Here is a 21538-nt window from a genome sequence, read left to right as displayed (position 1 = left end):
CGGCCTTCGTCGCGCAAAAGTCAGGCGGCGCTGACCCGGCGTCCCGCGGTGGCGCGGACCAGGAGGGTGACCACCAGCACCACGGCGGCGGCGACCAGCGCGGCGATCCCGGCGGGGACCGAGACGAGCTCGCCGGCGAAGCGGCCGACGGCGACCCAGGAGAGTCCCCAGACGAGCGAGAGCATCGGGGCGATGCGGCCGCGGCCGGTGACCGCGATCAGGAGTCCGACGAGCGCGGCGACGGCGAGGACGACGACCGCCCAGACCGCGGCGCCCGGACCGTCCGCGCTGCCGACTCCCGCGCCGACGAGCCCGGCGGTGACGTTCGCGGCCGTGGCCACGCACACCCAGCCGAGGTAGAGCCCGAAGGTGCCGTCCGTCACGATCGCGTCGACCACTCCGGCCGAGCGGGTGGTCCGCAGGATCACGAAGATGCGCGCGAGCACGGCGAGCAGCAGGGCGATCACGACGACGCTGAGCGTCAGGAAGCCGGCCTGGACGACCAGGATCCACGCGGCGTTCAGGAGGAGGCTCGCGGCGGCCCAGTAGCCCAGCCGGCGGTGGCGGGTGCGGGCGGTCTGCGAGGGCAGGAACTGCCAGATCGCGTAGGCGATGAGGCCGGTGTAGATGACGCTCCAGATCGCGAAGGCGGGGCCGTCGGGAGCGATGGGGGTCGAGGACGCGGTCAGGGCGCCGCCGGCCGCGTTCTGGATCTGCGTGCCGCCCGCGGCGCCCGAGCCGATGAACGAGCCGATGAGGGCGAGCACCGCGCTCACGGCGACGACGACCTGGCGGATCCGGTCGGCGCGGTCGGGGGTTCGTGTGGCGGTCATGTCGCTCCTCCATTAGTCAGCTGGCTGAGTAATGAGAGTAGCGCGATTCCGCTCCCCGTCCACTGGGGCTTGCGGCGAGGCCCCGACCCTGGAGAGGGCCGGGGCCGGATTCTCAGGCGCGGGCGGCCGCGTACTGCTCGCGGATCACGGGGCGGTGGTCCGGCGCGGGCTCGGCCACCGAGGTGACGGTCCACGTCGGACGCGATCCTGTCAGCGCCCAGGCGGCCTGCACGGCGGCACCGTCGGCCACGTACTCGCCGGGCGTCGGCACCTGCACGGGCACGTCGAACACCTGCGAGGCCGCGAGCTGCACGGCGCGGTTCTGCGCGGCTCCGCCGATGAGGAGGATGCGCCGCGCCTCCACTCCCTGCGCGCGAACGGCGTCGAGGCCGTCGGCCAGTCCGCAGAGCATGCCCTCGATCGCCGCGCGGGCGAGGTTCGGCCGCGTGGTCGAGGCGATGGTCATCCCGTGCAGGCTCGCGGTCGCGTCCGGCAGGTTCGGCGTGCGCTCGCCCTCGAAGTAGGGGACCAGCACGAGGCCGTCGGCACCCGGCTCCGCCTCGAGCGCCAGTGCGGCGAACTCGTCGAAGTCGCTGCCGAACAGGGTCGCGGTCGAGGCCAGCACGCGCGCGGCGTTGAGCGTCGCGACCAGCGGCAGGAAGCGCCCGCTCGCGTCGGCGAAGCCGGCGACGGTCCCGGAGGCGTCGCGCACCGGGTCGTCCGTGACGGCGAAGACGGTGCCGCTCGTGCCGATGCTGACGACCACGTCGCCGGGGCCGGCGCCGAGGCCGAGCGCGGCGCCCGCGTTGTCGCCCGCGCCGGGGCCGACGACGAGTCCGCTCTCGGTGCGGCCCGCCTCCTCCGAGGGGCCGAGCACGCGGGGGAGCAGCGGGCGGTGGCCGAGGGCGCGCTCGAGCAGGTCGAGGTCGTAGCCGTCCGCTCCCCAGTACGAGGTGCCGGACGCGTCGGACCGGTCGGTCGTGAGCGCGTCGAGCTGCGGACCACGGGCGGAGTCTGGGCCGTAGCCGAGCAGGCGCCAGGTCAGCCAGTCGTGGGGGAGCGCGACGGCGGCGACACGGGCGGCGTTCTCGGGCTCGGCGTCGCGCAGCCAGCGGAGCTTGGTGGCGGTGAAGGAGGCGACCGGCACCGATCCGGTCCGCTCCGCCCAGGCCTCGGCTCCGAGCTCCTCGATGAGCGCGGCGGCGGCGGGCGCGCTGCGGGTGTCGTTCCAGAGCAGAGCGGGGCGGATGACGGCGCCGCTCTCGTCGAGGACGACCATGCCGTGCTGCTGGCCGCCGACCGAGATCGCGGCGACGTCGTCGAGCCCGCCGGCATCGGCGAGGGCGAGCTGCAGCGCCTCCCACCACGCGGCCGGATCGACCTCGGTGCCGTCCGGATGGCTCGCCCGGCCGGTGCGCACCACGGCGCCGGTGTCGAGGTCGCGGACGACCACCTTGCAGCTCTGGGTCGACGAGTCGATCCCTGCGACGAGCGTCATCGCTGTCCTCTTTCGTTGGGGGGTGCGGGTTCGGGCGTCCGGTGCGGAACCGGGCCGGACGCAGGAGAACGGACGAGACCCCGTGCGGGTGCAGGGGATCTCGTCCGTCTCAGGTCGTCCCGCGGCGGACCGCGGGCTCAGGGGGTGCGGGTCAGCCGCGGGCGCCGAGCAGGTGCTCGGTGGCCAGCTGCTGCAGGCGCACGAAGCCGAAGCCCTTGCCGCCGAGGTAGGCGTCGGCGTCGAACGACTCGTACGAGGCGGTGTCCGCGAGCAGGTCGTCGTACGACTCGCCCTCGTTCAGCGTCGGGGTGGAGAGCTCGGCGACCTTGGCGGCGGCCAGCGCCTCCTGCACCTCGGGGTCGGCGCGGAAGGCCGCGGCGCGCTCCTTGAGCAGCAGGTAGGTGCGCATGTTCGCTGCGGCCGAGTCCCAGACTCCGGTCTCGTCCTCGGTGCGCGAGGGCTTGTAGTCGAAGTGGCGCGGGCCGTCGTAGGCCGGGACGCCGCCGGGGCCGCCGTTCTCGAGGAGGTCGACGAGCGAGAACGCGTTGTGCAGGTCTCCGTGGCCGAAGACCAGGTCCTGGTCGTACTTGATGCCGCGCTGGCCGTTGAGGTCGATGTGGAAGAGCTTGCCGTGGTACAGCGCCTGGGCGATGCCGGCGGTGAAGTTCAGGCCCGCCATCTGCTCGTGGCCGACCTCGGGGTTCACGCCGACGAGCTCGGGGCGCTCGAGGGAGTCGATGAACGCGATAGCGTGGCCGAGCGTGGGCAGCAGGATGTCGCCGCGGGGCTCGTTCGGCTTGGGCTCGATGGCGAAGCGGATGTCGTAGCCCTTGTCGGTGACGTAGTCGCCGAGCAGGTTGACGGCCTCGCGGTAGCGCTCGAGCGCGGCGCGGATGTCCTTGGCGGAGTCGTACTCGGCGCCCTCGCGGCCGCCCCACATGACGAACGTCTTCGCGCCCAGCTCGGCGGCGAGGTCGATGTTGCGGAGGACCTTGCGCAGCGCGAAGCGGCGGACGTCGCGATCGTTCGAGGTGAAGCCGCCGTCCTTGAAGACCGGGGCGCTGAAGAGGTTGGTGGTGACCATCGGCACGATGAGGCCGGTGGACTCCAGCGCGCCCTTGAGGCGGTCGATCTGGGTCTGGCGCTCGGCGTCGGTGGAGCCGAAGGCGAACAGGTCGTCGTCGTGGAAGGTGAGGCCGTACGCGCCGAGCTCGTCGAGCTTCTCGACCGCGTGGACGACGTCGAGCGGCTCGCGGGTCGGGCCGCCGAACGGGTCCGTCCCGTTGTAGCCGATGGTCCAGAGGCCGAACGAGAACTTGTCGGCGCGGGTGGGGGTCAGGGACATGAGATCCGAATCCTTTCCGGCGACGTCGCCGAATTGTTGTTGAGCCCAACATATCCCCTGAGGGTCGGGAGGCGCAACGAGCGGAAGGCCCGGCGCGTCGCCCTCCGGCCCCTCGCGGGTGCCGCCCGCTCATTCCGCGGAACCGCTCGCGGAGCGGGCCGACGCCCGGGGAGGTCGTCGCGAGGATCGCTTGCGCAAGCGCTTCGACTGTGCGTACAGTCGCTCCAGCGCGACCGGTCGAAGCGCTTCGAAGCCCGACCGCGACCGACGACGACGTCCGGCAGGAGGAGCCATGGCGACCATCCACGACGTGGCCCGCGCTGCCGGAGTCTCGATCAGCACCGTCTCCTACGCCCTCTCCGGCAAGCGCTCGATCGCCGCCTCCACCCGGCAGCGCGTCGACGACGCGGTGCGCCAGCTCGGCTACCGGCCCCATGCGGGAGCCCGGATGCTCGCCGGGGCGCGGACCCACATCCTCGCCCTCTCCGCCCCGATGCGCGGCGAGCTGCATCTGCCGACCCACATGCGCTTCGTCACCGAGGTGCTCGAGCGCGCCCGGGAGTCGGACTACGACGTCCTGCTGCTCGTCACCGACGAGGCCTCCAGCGGCATCGGGCGCGTGTCCTCCTCCTCGCTCGTCGACGGCATCGTCCTGATGGGCGTCGACGACGACGACGACCGCGCCGAGCTGATCCGCGCGGCCGGGGTCCCCGCCACCTTCATCGGCGTGCCCGCCGACTCCCACGATCTCGCCTGCGTCGACCTCGACTTCGCCGAGGCCGCCCGCCAGAGCGTCCGCCGGCTCGCCGAGCTGGGCCACCGCTCGCTCGGCCTGCTCGAGCACCCGCAGTCCTACACCGACCGCAACGCCGGCTTCGTCCGCCGCTTCGACGAGGCGTTCCGCGCCGAGGCTGCGGCGCTCGGAGTCGAGATCGCGGTCGAGCGCCCGCACATCGGCCGCCCGAGCGCACAGGCCGCGATCGACGCGATCCTCGCCGCACCCGTTCCGCCCACCGCGCTCGTGCTGCACTGCAACGAGCCCGTGGCGGAGGCGGCGATCGAGCGCGTCCTCGAGCGCGGCCTCTCCGTCCCCGGCGACCTGTCGATCCTGGCGGCCTGCGCCAGCTACGACGGCGGCGCCCTCCCTGTTCCCACCAGCAGTCTTCCCCTCCCGTTCGACGCGATGTGCCGAGCGGCCGTCGCGCGGACCCTCCAGCAGATCGACTCCGGCCGCACCGTCGGCGTCGAGCTGCTCCCGCCCTCCTACGTCGACCGCGGATCCCTCGCGGTCGCTCCGACCGGCGCTCCGGTGCCGGCGGTCCCGTCCGGCACTCCCGCGCCGGCCTCCCTCTAGTCCTCCACCCTCTTCCTGCCCGCTCCGGCTCTGCGCACTGTCGAAACGCTTCGACACCACGCCCCCGCGAGAGAGCGCTCCCTGCACCACCTCCGCAGCACCACCGCACCGTTCGAAGGAGAACCACCGCAATGTCGCTCCGATCCCGCTCCGCCTTCCACCGCCCGACCGCCGGTCTCAGCCGGCGCAACCTCCTCGCCGGCGGAGTCGGCCTCAGCGCGATGTTCGCGCTGGCCGCCTGCTCCGGTGGCGGCTCCGACGCCGGCTCCGACGCGCTCTCGACCACGGTCGACGGCGCCGGCCGCACCCTCACGCTCTGGGACTTCGAGACGCCCGACAGCGACCGCGGCATCGCCTGGCTCGCCGCCCGCGACATCTTCACGCAGGAGACGGGGGCCGAGATCGCGTACGAGTTCAAGGCCTTCGAGCAGCTGCGCACCGGCGCCAGCCAGATCTTCAACTCCAACTCGGCGCCCGACGTCGTCGAGTACAACAAGGGCAACGCGACCAGCGGACTCCTCTCGAGCCAGGGCCTGCTCACCAACCTCGACGAGGCGGTCGCGTTCTACGGCTGGGACTCGCTGATCCCCGGCGCGCTGCAGACCACCGCGAAGTACGACGAGAACGGGATCATGGGCTCCGGCTCCTGGTACGGCATCCCCAACTACGGCGAGTTCACCTTCGTCTACTACAACAAGGACGCCTTCGCCGCGAACGGCCTCGAGGTCCCCACCACCTACGAGGAGTTCACGGCCGTCCTCGACGCCTTCGTGGCCAAGGGGATCACCCCGCTGGCCGAGGCCGGCGCCGAGTACCCGCTGCAGCAGCTCTTCTACCAGCTCGCGCTGCTGAAGGCCGACCGCTCCTGGATCACCGACTACCAGACCTACACGGGCGAGGTCGACTTCGAGGACGCGGCCTGGAGCTACGCGGCCGACCAGCTGAAGACCTACGTCGACAAGGGCTACTTCTCGGCCGACGCCTCCGGGCTGAAGGCGGAGGACGCGGGCACGGCGTTCATCTCGGGCGAGTACCCGATCTTCTTCTCGGGCTCCTGGTGGTTCGGCCGCTTCAAGACCGAGATCACCGGATTCGAGTGGGACACGTTCCTCTTCCCGGGCGCCGAGTTCACGATGGGCTCCGCCGGCAACCACTGGGTGATCCCGGAGACGGCGAAGAACAAGGACCTCGCCTACAAGTGGATCGACATCACGATGCGACCCGAGATCCAGAACCTCATCGGCAACAACGGAGGCATCCCGCTGGTCGTCGACGAGAGCGCCATCACCGACGAGAAGAGCAAGGCGCTGCTCTCGCAGTGGAAGACGGTCGTCGACGGCGACCAGCTCTCCTTCTACCCCGACTGGCCCACCGCGACCTTCTACGACGACCTGGTCGCCGCCACGCAGGAGCTCATCAACGGCTCCTCCGACGAGTCCGCCATGCTCTCCGACCTCCAGGCCAAGTACGACGACGGAGTCGCCGACATCAAGTGACTCGGAAGCGTCACGTGATGTCGGCCGAGGCGGCCGACCCCGCGCCTGCAGGCGCGGAACGGCAGCGGAAGACCTGAGGACGTGACGGCGACCCCTCGAGGGGGTCGCACGAACACCGCCGAGCCTCCACCCCACCGCGGTATGCCGCTCCGGTCCGCGACACGCCGTCGCCTCCGTACCGGAGCGGCATCCCGCGGCAGCACACCCACGACCCCGTCCGACCTAGGAGTACCCATGACGACGACAGCACCTCGTCGCGCGGAGAGCGCGCCGCCTCCCACGACGCCGCCCCGCGAGAAGCGCTCCGGCGGCTACTGGCTCTACCTGATCCCCGGGTTCGTGCTCTTCACGTTCATCGTGCTGATCCCGCTGATCTGGAACGTCTACATCAGCTTCACGTCCTGGCGCGGCATCAAGCCGCCGATCTTCATCGGCCTCGACAACTGGATCGAGCTGATGGGCGACGACCAGTTCTGGACCTCGTTCCTCAACTCGGTCTACATGATCATCGCGATGGTGATCGTCCCCACGATCCTCGGACTCCTGCTCGCGGCGATCCTCTTCGATCTCGTCGGCAAGAAGTTCGGCGGGCGCCTGGCGAGCTTCCTCCGCGCCACCTACTACCTCCCGCAGATCCTGCCGACCGTCATCGCCGCGATCGTCATCGGCTGGATCCTCCGCCCCGACAACGGCGCGCTGAACTCGATCCTCGAGGCCGTCGGGCTCGGCTCCCTCGCGCACGACTGGCTCGGCAAGCCGGACACCGCGATGCTCTCGATCATGGTCGTGATGATCTGGGTGCAGCTGGGCTACCCGGTCGTCATCTTCATGGCGGCGCTGCAGCGCGTGGACCCCGAGCTCTACGAGGCGGCGGAGCTCGACGGGGCGAACTGGTTCCAGCGCTTCCGCTGGATCACGGTCTCGATCATCCGGCCCGAGATCTTCGTGGTCACCCTCACCTGCACCATCGCCGCGCTGAAGGTCTTCGGCCCGATCTACGCCCTGACCCGCGGCGGCCCCGGCGACTCCACGATCGTCCCCTCCTACTACTCGTACACCGAGTTCTTCCAGAAGCAGCAGGTGGGCTACGGCGCCACCATCGCGACCGCGCTCACGATCGTCATCGTGATCCTCGCCGTGCTGTTCATCCGCGCCCAGGAGCGCGTCGAGCGCAGCGAAGGAGCCCGCTGATGTCGGCCATCGAGACCCTGCCCCTCACCCAGGCCGGCACGGAGGACGCGGACCTCTCGTCCTCCCGTCCCGCCAAGCCCGCGAAGGGCACGACCAAGCGCACCCTCGGCGACTGGGTGATCCTCGCCGTCGCCGTGGTGATCGGGCTCGTGATCATCAGCCCGGTGCTGCTGATCCTGCTCAACTCCTTCAAGACCCCCGCGGAGTACTCGGCGAACGGCCCGCTCGCCTTCCCGACCGGCCTCTCCTTCGACGGCCTCTCGACCTTCTGGAGCCGCGTCGACTTCCCCGAGAAGCTCGGCAACTCGATCCTCATCGCGGGGTCGGTCGCGATCCTCGCCGTCGCCCTCTCGGTGCTGAACGCCTACGCGATCGGCATCGGCCGTGTCCGCGGCCGGAGCTGGATCATCGTCCTGTTCCTGCTGGCGAACATGCTCCCGCAGGAGGCCCTGCTCTACCCGCTGTACTACATGTTCAAAGCGGTCGGGATCTACGACACCCAGCTGTCGGTCATCGTCATCTTCACCGTCATCCAGTCGGCGTTCGGCACCTATCTGCTCTCGAGCGTCTACGGCACCTTCCCGAAGGAGATCCTCGAGGCCGCGGCTCTCGACGGCGCCTCGAAGTGGCAGGTCCTCACCCGGGTGATCGTCCCGATCTCGCGGCCCACCCTCTCGGTGCTGATGATCTTCTTCTTCATCTGGACCTGGAACGAGTTCCTCATCCCGCTGGTCTTCCTGGTGAGCGACGCGACGCAGACCGTCCCGATCGCGATCTCGAGCCTCCAGGGCGACAAGATCATGGACGTCACCACGACCAGCGCGAGCGCACTCCTGGGCCTTCTCCCGACGCTGATCTTCTTCCTGATCTTCCAGCGCACCCTCACCCGCGGCATTACCGCCGGCGCGGTCAAGTAGCCCTCTCTCCCTCCGTCGGCGCCTCCCTCGCGGGATCCGCCGGCGCGCCATCGAAAGGCACCCCCATGAAGTTCACCGACGGGTTCTGGCAGACGCGGGCCGGATTCACGCCCCTGTTCGCGCAGGAGGCGTACGACATCCGCACCGACGGCACCTCGCTCGAGGTGATCGCCCCGACCCGGGTCATCCAGGGCCGCGGCGACGTCCTCAACCGGCCGGCGCTCACGGTCACGGTGTCCTCGCCGGCCGAGGGGGTCGCGCGGGTGCGGATCGAGCACTGGCGCGGGACGGCGGTGCGCCCCGGCTTCGAGCTGGCCGAGGGCGACGTCGGAGCGGCGGAGGTGACGGAGTCCGGCGGCGTGCTGCGCACCGGCGACCTCGAGGTCCGGATCAGGCAGGGCGCTCCGTGGTCGCTGGAGTTCTGGGACACCTCGACCGGCACGCGCCTCACCGGGTCCGGGCACAAGGCGCAGGGCTACCTGACCGGACCGGACGGAGCCGCCTACCTGCACGAGCAGCTCGACCTCGGCGTCGGCGAGCTGGTCTACGGGCTCGGCGAGCGCTTCGGCCCCTTCGTGAAGAACGGCCAGACGGTGGACGTGTGGAACGCCGACGGCGGCACCTCCTCCGAGCAGGCCTACAAGAACGTCCCGTTCTACCTCTCCAGCCGCGGCTACGGCGTGCTCGTCAACGATCCCGGCCTCGTCTCGTTCGAGATCGGCTCCGAGGCGGTCGAGCGCGTGCAGTTCTCGGTCGGCGGCGAGGCGCTGGAGTACCTCGTGATCCAGGGCCCGACGAAGAAGGACGTGCTGCGGCGCTACACCGGTCTCGCTGGCCGCCCCTCCGTCGTCCCCGCCTGGAGCTACGGGCTCTGGCTGACGACCAGCTTCACCACGAGCTACGACGAGGAGACGGTGAACTCCTTCATCGACGGCTTCGCGGAGCGGGAGCTGCCGCTGTCGGCGTTCCACTTCGACTGCTTCTGGATGCGCGAGTTCCAGTGGACCGACCTCGAGTGGGACCCGCGCACCTTCCCGGACCCCGAGGGGATCCTCGCCCGCCTGCACGAGCGCGGGCTGCACACCTGCGTCTGGATCAATCCGTACATCGCGCAGGCGTCGCCGCTGTTCGCCGAGGGGCGCGAGAAGGGGTACCTGCTCAGAACGGCCTCCGGCGACGTCTGGCAGTGGGACATGTGGGTCGCCGGCATGGCGCTGATCGACTTCACGAATCCGGAGGCGACCTCCTGGTTCCAGGAGAAGCTCCGCGTCCTCGTGCGCCAGGGCGTCGACTCCTTCAAGACCGACTTCGGCGAGCGGATCCCGTCGGAGGGCGTCGTCTGGGCCGACGGGACCGACCCCGAGGCCATGCACAACTGGTACACCCAGCTCTACAACCGCGCGGTGCACGAGGTGCTCGAGCAGGAGCTCGGCGAGGGCCGCGCGGTCCTCTTCGCCCGCAGCGCCACGGTCGGCGGGCAGTCGCTGCCGGTGCACTGGGGCGGGGACAACACCTCCTCCTACGTGTCGATGGCCGAGACCCTGCGCGGAGGCCTCTCGCTCGCGCTGGGCGGGTTCGGCTTCTGGGCGCACGACATCGGCGGATTCGAGGGCACGCCCGATCCCGGAGTGTTCAAGCGCTGGCTCGCGTTCGGCCTGCTCTCCTCGCACTCGAGGCTGCACGGATCCTCCTCGGTGCGCGTGCCGTGGGCGTTCGACGAGGAGGCCGTGGAGGTCACCCGGCTCTTCACCCGGCTGAAGCTCTCGCTGATGCCCTACCTCTTCGCGGCGGGGGCGGAGGCGGCGCGCACCGGCGTCCCGATCATGCGCCCGATGGCTCTCGAGTTCGAGGACGACCGCAGCGCCGCCCACCTCGACACGCAGTACCTGCTCGGGCACGACCTGCTCGTCGCTCCGGTGTTCACCGAGGACGGCACGGTCGAGTTCTACCTCCCGCGGGGGACGTGGACGAGCTGGTGGACGGGCGAGCGGATCGTCTCGACGGGGGAGTGGCGCCGTGAGGTCCACGGCTTCGACTCGCTGCCGCTGTACGTGCGCGAGGGCGCGGTGATCCCGGTGGGGGCCCGCCAGCACTCGGCCGAGTACGACTACCTCGACGGGCTCGAGCTGCGGGTCTTCCCGGGGCCGGACGGAGCGACGCCGGTCCGGGTCGTCGCGCACGACACGGGGGAGGAGACCGTGTTCACCGTGAGGCGCTCCGGCGGCGACGTCTCGGTCGACGGCCCGGCCGGCACCTGGACCTGGGTCGAGGCCTGAGCGGCGCCCTCCTGCTGATCGAGCAGCGGGCGCAGCCCTCCCCTCGAGACCCCGGCCCCGCCCCCGGCTAGGCTGACCCCCGCAAGCAGAGGAGACCGCGGATGCCCGACCACGCGACGCGCGGCAACAACCTCGACCGCGTCCGGCGGCACAACCTCTCGGCGATCCTCCGCCTCGTGCACCGCGGCGGCCCCCGCTCCCGCTCGCAGCTGACCCGCCTGACCGGCCTCAACCGCTCCACGATCGCGGCGCTGGTCGGCGAGCTGGTGGAGCTCGGCATCGTGCGCGAGCGCGAGCCCGCCACGCCGAACCAGGTCGGCCGGCCGAGCCCCGTCGTCGAGGCCGATCCCGGAGTCGTCGCGCTCGCCGTGAACCCCGAGATCGACGCCGTCACGGTCGCCGTGGTCGGGGTCGACGCCGTCGTCCGCCGCCGCATCCGCCGCTCCGCCTCCGTCCCCACCGCCGAGGCCGCCGCCCGTCTGGCGGCCGAGGCGGTCGCCGAGCTGCTCGCCGAGCTGCCCGAGGAGACGCGGACGGTCGGCATCGGCGTCGCGGTGCCCGGCCTCGTCCGCGACGCCGACGGCCTCGTCCGGGTCGGCCCGCACCTCGGCTGGGACGACGAGCCCTTCTCCCGCATGCTCGCCGACGCGACCGGCCTGCCCGTCCTCTCGGCGAACGACGCCAACCTCGGTGCACTCGCGGAGAGCGTCCTCGGCGCCGGCCGCGACGTCTCGCACCTCGTCTACCTCAACGGCGGCGCGAGCGGAGTGGGCGCCGGCGTCATCGTCGGCGGCGCGCCTCTGCACGGCATCGACGGCTACGCGGGGGAGATCGGCCACACCCTCGTCAACAGCGCGGGCATCGACTGCCACTGCGGCGCCGTCGGCTGCCTCGAGACCGAGGTCGGCCGCGCCGAGCTGCTCACCGTGCTCGGCCTCGACGAGAGCGAGCGGCTGGAGGAGGCGCTCGCCACCTCCGAGGACCCGGCCGTCCGTACCGAGGTCGAGCGCCAGCTCGGGCACCTCGCGGTCGCCCTGCGCAACGTGATCAACGTGTTCAACCCGCAGCTCGTGGTGCTGGGCGGCTTCCTCGGGGCGCTGGTAGGAGTCGCGCCGGGATTCCTGGAGGAGCGCCTGGGCCGCGGCGGCCCCTTCCGGGTCGCGCTCGACTCCGTGCGCATCGTGCGGACCGAGCTCGGCGCCGATCTGCTCATGCTGGGCGCCGCCGAGCTCGCCTTCGAGCGCCTGCTCGCCGACCCGCTCGGCACTCCGCTCCACCCGGTCTGACCCGACGGCGGGCCGAGGGGTGGCGCCGCTGTCCGACGCATGATCGAATTGATTCGACCGAGCGGCGTGGAGCCGACGAGGTCCGCTCCCGCGCCGAGGACGACACCGGCCGCACCCCTCCCTCCCACCCCGCTGCGCCCTGCGCAGGAAGGCACTCCGTGTCCACTCCCGCCTCGACTCCGACCGCCTCCCTCCCGGTGCACCGCCACCCGGGCGACGCCCTGACGGCCCGCCAGCGCCTCGTCTACGTGATCGTCCTCGGCTCGCTGACCGCCCTCGGGCCGTTCACGATCGACCTCTACCTGCCGGCGTTCCCCGCGCTGCAGAGCGAGCTGAACGTGTCGGAGGCGGCGGTCCAGCTGACCCTCACCGGCACGACCCTCGGCTTCGCGCTCGGCCAGCTGGTCGTGGGCCCCTGGAGCGACGCGGTCGGCCGGCGCCTGCCGATCCTCCTGGCCACCTCGCTGCACGTCCTCGCCTGCGTCGGCGCGGCGCTCGCCCCCGAGATCGTCACGCTCGGCGTCTTCCGCTTCCTGATGGGAGCCGGTGCGGCGGCGGGCGGCGTGGTCGCGATGGCGATGGTCCGCGACCTCTTCGGCGGACGCCCGCTGGTGCGGATGCTGTCCCGGCTCGCCCTGGTGACGGGCCTCGCGCCCGTGCTCGCGCCGGTCATCGGCTCGCAGCTGCTGCTGATCATGGACTGGCGCGGGATCTTCGTCTTCCTCGCCGCCTACGGCGTGCTGGTCGTCGCGGCCGTCGGCCTGCTCGTCGTCGAGACCCGGCCCCGCGCCGCCCGACACGAGCGCGAGCACCGCTCGCTCGTGCAGCGCTACCGGGCCGTCCTCAGCGACCGCGTGTTCCTCGGAGTGGCGGTGATCGGGGGCATGACCTTCGCCGGCCTGTTCACCTACCTCTCCAGCTCCTCGTTCCTGTTCCAGGGCCTCTACGGATTCGACGCTCAGCAGTACGGACTGCTCTTCGCCGTGAACTCGCTCGGCGTCGTCCTCGGCGTGCAGGCGTCCTCCTACCTCAGCCGGAGGATCGGGCCGCAGTGGATCCTCGCGATCACGACGCTGACGCTGTTCACCTCCGCCGGCCTGATCGCCCTCTTCGACGTGCTCGGGCTGGGGCTCTGGGGCACGCTCGTCCCGCTGTGGTTCTTCATCGCGTCGTGCGGCTTCAGCTTCCCGTGCGTGCAGGTCCTCGGCCTGGTCAACCACGGCCGGGAGGCGGGGACGGCCGCGTCGCTGCTCGGAGCGGTCAACTTCGGCACCGCCGGACTGCTGTCGCCGATCTCAGGGGTCTTCGGCGCCGGCTCGGCCGTGCCGATGGCCCTGGTGATGATGGCGACGGCGACCGTGTCGATCCTGGCGCTCTGGCTGATCGTCCGGCCGAGGAGCGTCCCGGCGCTGCAGGACTGAGCGCTCGGCTCCGGGTCCCGGCGGTCCGGCACGCCCCGCGCCTGCGGCTCCTCCCGGGTGCTCCGGCCCTCGCTGGATCCGCTCCCGAGCGCCGCTGCTACAGTGCCCTCCCATGTCCTCCCGCGACTCCTCCGCCCTGCTCGCCGAGCTCTCCGACCCCGACCGCGACGTCCGCCTCCGTGCGGCGATGACCCTGGGCGAGCTCGCCGAGCCCGCCACCGCCGAGCCCCTCGCCGCGCACCTGTGGGAGGAGCCGGACTTCTTCGTCCGCGACGTGCTCACCTGGTCGCTCGGCCGCCTCGGCTCCGCCGCCGTCCCCGTCGCCCGCGAGGCGCTCGGCCGCGAGCCCCGAGTGCGCACGCAGGCGCTGCACGTGCTCAGCAAGATCCTCGACCCGGCGACGCTCGACGACATCGCCCCGCTGGCCGCCGACTCCGAGCCCGCCGTCGCTGCGAAGGCCCGCTTCGCGCTGGGCCGCCTCGGCGACGAGCGCGCGCTGCCGGTCCTGCTCGGCCTGCTCGGCGACGACGACGCGGAGGCGCAGAACGTGCTCACCGACGTCCTCGCCTCCTTCGGCGCCGCGGCCGTCCCCGGTCTGGAGCAGGCCCTCCGCGAGGGGTCCGCGCCGGTCCGGCGTCACGCCGCCGCCGCGCTCGGCTACCTGGGCGACGACGCGCGTCCTGCCGTCGACGCGCTGGACGGGGCCGCCGGCAGCGACGACTCCGCGCTGGCGGTCTCGGCCGTGATGGCGCTCGGCTCGATCACCGGTCCCGACGCGGCCGCCGCCCTCGAGCGGGCCTCCGCCTCGGACGACTCCCGCGTGAGCGCCGTCGCCGCGCGGCTCCTCGCCCGCTCCTCCGAGCCGACCCGGCTCGACGCCCTCCGCGCCGCCCGCCTGGCCCGCGCGGCCGGCTGAGCCGCGCCGCGAGACCCCCGCGGGGGAAGGCCGGGCATCCGCACGGCCGGTCGAACCGTGCCACGAACCCGGCGCACGGACGCCGGGCTTCCGAACCGTCGGCCGAGCCGCCCCGCAACCCCCAGCGGGGGAACGCCGGGTGACGGCATCATGTCCGGATGGATCACCGCGACGACCGCCTGTCGACCGAGCCCGGAATCGCGCGCCCCGACGCCGTCCAGCGTGCGCGGATGCGCGAGCAGGTGCCGTCCGACGACGTCGCCGCCCGGCTGCTGACGAAGGAGGCGGCCCACCGGGTCTCCCGCCGCTGGCCGCTGATCTCCGCGTCGCTCGCGATCCTGCTCACGGTGCTCCTCGCCGTGCTGATCGCCTTCCGCCCCACCTCGGCCTTCCGCTTCGACGTGGAGTGGATGGACGAGATCGTCGAGCACCGCTCGCCGGTCTGGGACATCCCGGCCCTCGTCATGAACACGGTCGGAGCGGGGCTCGTCGGCACGACGCTCATCCCGCTCGGCATCGTCGCCGTGCTGCTGGTGTTCCGCAGGCGGTGGGCCGCGCTCTACTACGCGATCGCCGCGCTGGTCAGCGTGGGCGCCACCCAGCTCGTCAAGGAGCTGGTGGGACGCGCCCGCCCGGCCGACATGCTCGTCACCAGCGACTACGGCTCCTTCCCGTCCGGCCACACCGCCAACGCGGCGACGACGGCGATGGTGCTGGCCCTGGTGTTCCCGCTGCTGTGGGTCTGGATCGCGGGCTTCCTCTACACCGTGGCGATGATGGCGAGCCGCACCTACCTCGGCGCCCACTGGCTGAGCGACACCGTCGGCGGCCTGCTGCTCGGGATCGGCGTGGCGCTCGTGGTCTGGGCTCCGCTCGCCGGCCGCCTGCGCACCGAGGCTGAGCTCCCGCACCCGCCGATCTGGATCCGCCGCATCACCTGACCGGCGCAGCGCTCCCCGCGAGGGCTTCGAGCCCCTGAGGGTCGGCGCCCGAGGAGCGCGGAGGCTCGCCGATCAGGCGAAGGCGGCGAGGGAGTCGAGCTCGTTGAAGGTGTACACGTGCAGGCCCGCGAGGCGGTCGCCCGCCGCCGCTTCCAGGCGCGCGACGAACGAGGACGGGTCGAAGCGGCGTCCGCGGAGGAGCCCGCCGGCCACCGAGGTGCTCCGTTTCAGGAAGCCGAGCGAGGAGCCCACTCCGATCCGCGCGCCCAGCGTCAGCAGCCGCGAGCGCTCGACCGGCCCCGGCACGCCCGCCCACAGATCGGACGTGATCCCCGTCTCGCGGAGCCGATCGGCGTAGCGGACCACCGCGTCCACGTCGAAGCACATCTGCGTGACGATCGAGCGGATGAACGGAGCGCGCTCGCGCAGGTGCCGCTCGATGCTCTCGTCGGAGAGGTGCGGGTGGCTCTCGGGATAGCCTGCGATGTCCAGGGCCAGCCCGGGTGAGATCTCCCGGGCGTCGCGGATGAGCTCGAGGCTCGTGGAGTAGGTGCCGGCCGCCGAGGACGCGTCGCCCGAGATCACGAACGCCTCGTCGATCCCCGCCTCGCCCATCCGCCCGAGGACCCGCTCGAGTGCGGCGCGGCCCTCGACGTTCCGCGCCGCCAGGTGGGGCACCACGCGGAACCCGCGCCCGGCCAGCGCGACCGCGCAGTCCACGGTCCGCTCGGTCCCGTGCTTCGGCAGGCTCGTCACGGTCAGCGTCACCGAGGAGGGGTCCGGGAACGCCCGCGCGGCGCGCTCGCCGATGTCGTCGGCCGGGATGATCTCGAAGCGCGCGCGGGTCATCGGCCCAGCCTGCCACGCGGAGCCGGAGCGGTGCGGGTGGTGGCCGCGGCCGCACGAGTGTCGGAGGGGCGCCCTAGCCTGGAGCCGATCGCCGCCCGGTGGTCGCGGAAGGAGTCGCGTGTACCTGGAGTCCGGCCGCGTGGTCACGAGCCCCACCGACCTGTCGAACTGGGCGGCCTGCGAGTGGGCGGTCCTCCGCCGGTTCGACGCCCTGCTGGGCCGCGCCCCGCGCCTCGAGGCCGAGAGGGACGGGATGCTCGAGCGCACCGCGGTGCTCGGCGACGAGCACGAGCACCGCTTCCTCGCCGAGCTGAAGCGCACGCACGAGGTGCTCGAGTTCGAGCGCCCCGAGCCCGCCGGCTACCCCGCGGCGGCCGAGGCGGCCGTCGAGGCGATGCGCGCCGGGGTCGACGTGCTCTACCAGGCCACCTTCTTCGACGGCGAGTTCCTGGGCTTCTCGGACTTCCTCCTCCGCACCGCCGACGGCGCCTACGAGGTCTACGACACCAAGCTCGCCCGGCACACGAAGATCCCGGCGCTGCTGCAGCTCGCCGCCTACGCCGAGCAGATGCAGGCGCGCGGCATCCGCGTGGGGGAGCAGGTGCACCTCGTGCTCGGTGACGGCTCCGTCACCAGCCACGAGCTGGCCGTCGTCGCCCCGGTCCAGCGGGTGCAGCGCGCCCGGCTCCGCGCCGTGCTCGATGAGCGCCTCGCCGCCGACGAGCCGCTGGAGTGGGGCGATCCGCGCTACCCCTCCTGCGGACGCTGCTCCGTCTGCGCGCCCGAGGTCCAGGCGCACCGCGATCCGATCCTCGTCGCCGGGATGCGGCTCGACCAGCGGGCGAAGCTCACGGCGGCCGGCGTGCTCACCATCGACGCCCTCGCCGAGCACGACGGCCCCGTCCCCGGGCTGGGCGCGGGCACGCTCGAGGGCCTGCGCGCCCAGGCGCGGCTGCAGCTGCGGTCGGAGTCCTCGCCGGTGCCGGCCGTCGAGGTGATCGACGCCTCCGTGCTCGCCGGGCTGCCCGCCCCCGACCCGGGGGACCTCTTCTTCGACTTCGAGGGCGACCCGCTCTACACCGAGGACAACCGCGAGTGGGGCCTCGACTACCTCTTCGGCATGGTCGACGACCAGGAGCGCTTCACCGCGCTCTGGGCGCACGACCTCGCGGCCGAGCGCCGGGCGCTCCTCGACTTCCTCGCGCTCCTGCGGGCGCGCCGGGCCGAGCACCCCCGGATGCACGTCTACCACTACGCCTCCTACGAGCGCAGCCACCTGCTCTCGCTCGCGCTCCGCCACGGGGTCGGCGAGGAGGAGGTCGACGCGCTCCTGCGCGACGGCGTCCTGGTCGACCTGTACCCGGTGGTGCGGCGGGCGCTCCGCGTGGGCTCGCGCAGCTACTCGCTCAAGAAGCTGGAGCCGCTCTACATGGGCGAGGAGGAGCGGGACGCGTCCGGCGTCACGAACGCCGCCGACAGCATCGAGATGTACGTGGAGGCGCGCGCCGCACAGAGGGTCGATCCTGTCGAGGGGCAGCGCGGGCTCGACCTCGTCGCCGAGTACAACGCCTACGACTGCCGCTCCACGCTCCGCCTGCGCGACTGGCTCCTGGAGCTCGCTCCGCCGCGCGAGGAGCTGCCGCCGCTGCTCGAGGTCGAGATCCCCGTGCCCCGCGAGCCGCACCCGGTCGCGGTCGCACTGCTGGCGCAGGTCGAGGGGATCGAGCCGCGCGAGCGCACGGCCGACCAGACCGCGCTCGCCCTCGCCGGCGCGGCGATCGACTACCACCGCCGCGAGGCCAAGACCTTCTGGCAGGAGCACTTCGACCGCCTCCGGCAGCCGCTGGACGAGTGGGCGGACACCCGCGACGTCGTGATGATCGACCGGGTCGAGGTCGTCCGCGACTGGGCGAAGCTCCCGCGCGCCCGCACGCAGTCGCGCGAGCTGCGGATCCTCGGCCGGCTCGCTCCCGGCAGCCGGCTCGGCACCGGCTCGTCGCCGTACCTGGTCTACGAGGCCCCGGCGCCCCCTGGTGCACCCTCGCCCGGTCCCGGTCTGCGCGGCGCCTCCGAGCGCTCCGAGATCCTCGCGGTCGACGACGACGGGGAGCGGATCGTCCTGCTCCTCAAGGAGGGCCTGAAGGCGGGGGAGGATCCGCACGACGACGCTCCGGTCGCCCTCGCCCCCGCGCCGCCGCCGCGCGCCGCGCCCCAGCCCGAGGCGATCGCGGAGTGGGGCGGCGAGGTCCTCGACGCGCTGCCCGCGATGCTGGCCGACCCGGCGCTCGACGTCCTCCGCCGCGTGCCGCCGGGAGCCGTCGCTCCGGTGCAGGGCGACGACGTGATCGGCGCGGTCGTCACCACTCTGCTCGGACTCGAGCGGGCGACCCTCGCCGTGCAGGGTCCGCCCGGCACCGGCAAGACCTACGTCGGCTCCCACGTGATCGCACGGCTGGTGAACGAGCACGGCTGGCGCATCGGCGTGGTCGGCCAGTCGCACTCGGTGGTCGAGAACGTGCTGAGCGCCGTCGTCGGCCGCGGCGTCGATCCCTCCCGCGTGGCGAAGGTGCCCAAGAACGGCACATCGCCCGAGGCGCTCGCGGCGGCGCCCTGGGCGCCGGTGAAGAACGCGGCGGCACTCACCGCGGTCCTCGAGGAGGGCGGCGGCTGCGTCATCGGCGGCACCGCCTGGACCTTCGCGAACCCGGTCACCCTGCCGCGCCGCTCGCTCGACCTCCTGGTGGTCGACGAGGCCGGGCAGTTCTCGCTCGCCCCGACGATCGCGTCGGCCGTCTCCGCCCAGCGGCTGCTCCTGCTCGGCGATCCGCAGCAGCTGCCCCAGGTGAGCCAGGGCGCGCACCCGGAGCCGGTCGACGAGTCGGCGCTCGGCTGGCTCGCCGACGGGCACGACGTCCTCCCGCCGGAGTACGGCTACTTCCTCGCGCAGACCCACCGGATGCACCCGGCGCTCTCCGACGCCGTCTCCGAGCTCTCCTACGAGGGCGCGCTGCGGTCGCGGGCGCCGCAGGTGCGCCACCTCGAGGGGGTCGAGCCGGGCGTGCACTCCGTCCCGGTCGAGCACGCGGGCGACACCACCTCTTCGCCGGACGAGGCGAGGCGCGTCGTCGAGATCGCCCTCTCCCTCGTCGGCCGCGCCTGGACCGACGAGCACGGCGAGCGGACGCTGACCGCGGCCGACGTCATCGTCGTCGCGCCCTACAACGCCCAGGGCGGGCTCCTCCGCACCGCCCTCGACGCCGCGGGCCTCGAGGAGACGCCGGTCGGCACGGTCGACCTCTTCCAGGGCAGGGAGGCGGTGGTCGCCATCGTGTCGCTCGCCGCGTCCTCCGGGGCCGACGTTCCGCGCGGAATGGAGTTCCTCCTCCTGCCCAACCGCCTGAACGTCGCGGTCTCGCGCGCGAAGTGGGCGGCGTACCTGGTGCACTCGCCGGCGCTCGCCGCCTCGCTCCCGACCTCGCTGACCGGCCTCGGGCACCTCTCCGGCTTCCTCCGCCTGCTCGAGCGGGGGGAGCGGGCCGCCCTGTGACGGATCCGGTGGCCGGAAGGCGCGCTCCGCTCCGATTCCGTCGGTGCTCGGCATGGTGGACGACGCGATCCGTCGCTACGGTGTCCCCATGAGAATCCTCCTGGTCGGCGCCGGCGGCGTCGGCGACGCCTTCGCGAAGATCGCCGCGCGCCGCTCCTTCTTCGAGCAGATCATCGTCTGCGACTACGACCTCGCTCGCGCCGAGCGCACGGTCGCCTGGATCGCGGAGCGGCACGGTGCCGACGACCGCTTCGTCGCCGCGCGGATCGACGCCTCCGACGCCGAGAACGTCGAGACCGTCGCCCGCGCGCACGGGGCGACCCACGTGATGAACGCCGTCGAGCCGCGCTTCGTCTCGACGATCTTCGCCGGAGCGCTCGCCGCCGAGGCCGACTACCTCGACATGGCGATGAGCCTCTCGCTCCCGCACCCCGAGCAGCCCCACGGGCTGACGGGGCTCAAGCTCGGCGACGAGCAGTTCGCCGCGGCGGAGGAGTGGTCCTCCCGCGGCCGCCTCGCTTTGGTGGGCATGGGCGTGGAGCCGGGACTCTCCGACGTCTTCGCCCGCTACGCCTCCGACCACCTCTTCGACGAGATCGACGAGCTCGGAGTGCGCGACGGCGCGAACCTCGTCGTGCACGACGCGGACGGCCGCGAGATCTTCGCTCCGTCCTTCTCCATCTGGACCACGATCGAGGAGTGCCTGAACCCGCCGGTGGTGTTCGAGCGCGACCGCGGCTGGTACACCACCGCCCCCTTCTCGGAGCCGGAGGTGTTCGAGTTCCCCGAGGGCATCGGCCCGGTCGAGTGCGTGAACGTCGAGCACGAGGAGGTGCTGCTGATGCCGCGCTGGCTCGATGCGAAGAAGGTCACCTTCAAGTACGGCCTCGGCGAGCAGTTCATCGGCGTCCTGCGCACCCTCCACCTCCTCGGCCTCGACAGCACCGAGCCCCTGCGGGTCCGCTCGGCCGGCGGTCCCGTCGAGGTCTCGCCGCGCGACGTCGTCGCCGCAGCCCTGCCCGACCCCGCCGGCATCGGCCCGCGGATGACGGGCAGGACCTGCGCCGGCCTCTTCGTCTCGGGCACGAAGGACGGCGCCCGCCGCGAGGTGTACCTCTACCACGTGAGCGACAACGAGTGGACGATGGCCGAGTACGGCACCCAGTGCGTGGTCTGGCAGACGGCGCTCAACCCGGTGGTCGCGCTCGAGCTCCTCGCGACCGGCGTGTGGACCGGCGCCGGAGTGCTCGGGCCGGAGGCGTTCAGCGCCGACCCGTTCCTCGAGCTGATGGCCCGACCCGAGGCCGACGGCGGGTACGGACAGTCCTGGCACGTCCGCGAGGACTGACCGGCGCCGCCGACCTAGGCTGAGCCCATGAGTGACGACGACGGGCTCGCCTCGGCGAGGGACGAGGCGCGCGCGGCCCTGGAGGCCGCCCGCCGACTGCAGGCGGAGGCCGCCGAGGCCCTGGCGCGAGCGGAGGCGGCGGCCGCGGCGCTGAACGCGGCGGCCGGCCCGGAGGAGGCGGAGGCCGTCGCGGACGACGTGCGGCTGGTGGCGGCGTCGGGGAGCGGAGCGGAGCAGTCCGCTGCTCCCGTTGCTCCGGACGCCGTCGCTTCCGGTCCGATCGCTCCGGATGCAGATGCTCCGCCCACCCCCTCGGCGCC

General features: G+C 72.6%; 15 protein-coding genes and 1 pseudogene. 12 read left to right on the top strand and 4 right to left on the bottom strand.

What is annotated here, in order from left to right:
• Positions 1–20: 20 nt before the first annotated feature.
• From C5D36_RS14585 to xylA, 3 genes are all read right to left on the bottom strand, one after another.
• Positions 21–833: a tryptophan-rich sensory protein gene (locus C5D36_RS14585; protein WP_104224878.1), complete on the bottom strand. Its 813-nt coding sequence runs from the start codon at positions 831–833 to the stop codon at positions 21–23.
• 112 nt (positions 834–945) lie between these two features.
• On the bottom strand, positions 946–2331 hold the full coding sequence (gene xylB / locus C5D36_RS14580) for a xylulokinase (RefSeq protein ID WP_104296107.1): 1386 nt from the start codon (positions 2329–2331) through the stop codon (positions 946–948).
• Positions 2332–2482: 151 nt separating this feature from the next.
• Positions 2483–3676, bottom strand: coding sequence for a xylose isomerase (xylA, locus tag C5D36_RS14575; protein ID WP_104224876.1), 1194 nt, complete (start codon positions 3674–3676; stop codon positions 2483–2485).
• Between the two features lie 292 nt (positions 3677–3968).
• Here xylA and C5D36_RS14570 point away from each other — a divergent pair, with 292 nt between their 5' ends.
• The 9 genes from C5D36_RS14570 to C5D36_RS14530 all read left to right on the top strand — a co-directional run bounded on the left by C5D36_RS14570 (position 3969) and on the right by C5D36_RS14530 (position 15474).
• Positions 3969–5030, top strand: coding sequence for a LacI family DNA-binding transcriptional regulator (locus tag C5D36_RS14570; protein WP_104227356.1), 1062 nt, complete (start codon positions 3969–3971; stop codon positions 5028–5030).
• Positions 5031–5161: 131 nt separating this feature from the next.
• Entirely contained in the window at positions 5162–6526 is a 1365-nt protein-coding gene (locus C5D36_RS14565) for an ABC transporter substrate-binding protein (protein ID WP_244248216.1), read from the top strand.
• Between the two features lie 234 nt (positions 6527–6760).
• Positions 6761–7717, top strand: coding sequence for a carbohydrate ABC transporter permease (locus C5D36_RS14560; protein WP_104258266.1), 957 nt, complete (start codon positions 6761–6763; stop codon positions 7715–7717).
• Positions 7717–8634, top strand: coding sequence for a carbohydrate ABC transporter permease (locus tag C5D36_RS14555; RefSeq protein WP_104296106.1), 918 nt, complete (start codon positions 7717–7719; stop codon positions 8632–8634). Before C5D36_RS14560 ends, C5D36_RS14555 begins: the two co-directional genes overlap by 1 nt.
• 65 nt (positions 8635–8699) lie before the next feature.
• Entirely contained in the window at positions 8700–10910 is a 2211-nt protein-coding gene (gene yicI / locus C5D36_RS14550) for an alpha-xylosidase (RefSeq protein WP_104296105.1), read from the top strand.
• A 101-nt stretch (positions 10911–11011) separates the two neighbouring features.
• Positions 11012–12196 (top strand): ROK family transcriptional regulator, encoded by a 1185-nt coding sequence (locus tag C5D36_RS14545; RefSeq protein ID WP_104296104.1) that lies wholly within the window; start codon positions 11012–11014, stop codon positions 12194–12196.
• A 158-nt stretch (positions 12197–12354) separates the two neighbouring features.
• The gene (locus tag C5D36_RS14540; protein WP_104296103.1) at positions 12355–13617 is read left to right on the top strand and encodes a multidrug effflux MFS transporter; all 1263 of its coding nucleotides are present in this window, start codon (positions 12355–12357) and stop codon (positions 13615–13617) included.
• 112 nt (positions 13618–13729) lie between these two features.
• Complete coding sequence (locus tag C5D36_RS14535; RefSeq protein ID WP_104234526.1) at positions 13730–14533, top strand: HEAT repeat domain-containing protein; 804 nt, start codon at positions 13730–13732, stop codon at positions 14531–14533.
• A 158-nt stretch (positions 14534–14691) separates the two neighbouring features.
• Positions 14692–15474: a phosphatase PAP2 family protein gene (locus C5D36_RS14530; protein ID WP_258062952.1), complete on the top strand. Its 783-nt coding sequence runs from the start codon at positions 14692–14694 to the stop codon at positions 15472–15474.
• Positions 15475–15546: 72 nt separating this feature from the next.
• On the opposite strand, the gene C5D36_RS14525 is transcribed toward C5D36_RS14530, so the two are convergent.
• Complete coding sequence (locus C5D36_RS14525; protein ID WP_104296102.1) at positions 15547–16323, bottom strand: methylenetetrahydrofolate reductase; 777 nt, start codon at positions 16321–16323, stop codon at positions 15547–15549.
• Positions 16324–16441: 118 nt separating this feature from the next.
• Here C5D36_RS14525 and C5D36_RS14520 point away from each other — a divergent pair, with 118 nt between their 5' ends.
• The 3 genes and pseudogenes from C5D36_RS14520 to C5D36_RS14510 form a co-directional block, all read left to right on the top strand.
• Complete coding sequence (locus C5D36_RS14520; RefSeq protein WP_104296101.1) at positions 16442–19870, top strand: bifunctional RecB family nuclease/DEAD/DEAH box helicase; 3429 nt, start codon at positions 16442–16444, stop codon at positions 19868–19870.
• Positions 19871–19958: 88 nt separating this feature from the next.
• Positions 19959–21218 carry a saccharopine dehydrogenase family protein gene (locus C5D36_RS14515; protein ID WP_104296119.1) on the top strand — a complete coding sequence of 420 codons (1260 nt, stop codon included), beginning with the start codon at positions 19959–19961 and terminating at the stop codon, positions 21216–21218.
• 27 nt (positions 21219–21245) lie between these two features.
• Positions 21246–21538 (top strand): annotated as a pseudogene (locus C5D36_RS14510) (hypothetical protein); the annotation flags it as partial.

The sequence above is a fragment of the Rathayibacter sp. AY1C6 genome (assembly GCF_002931535.1).
GTDB lineage: Bacteria > Actinomycetota > Actinomycetes > Actinomycetales > Microbacteriaceae > Rathayibacter.
This window is presented reverse-complemented; position numbering and strand designations above follow the sequence as displayed.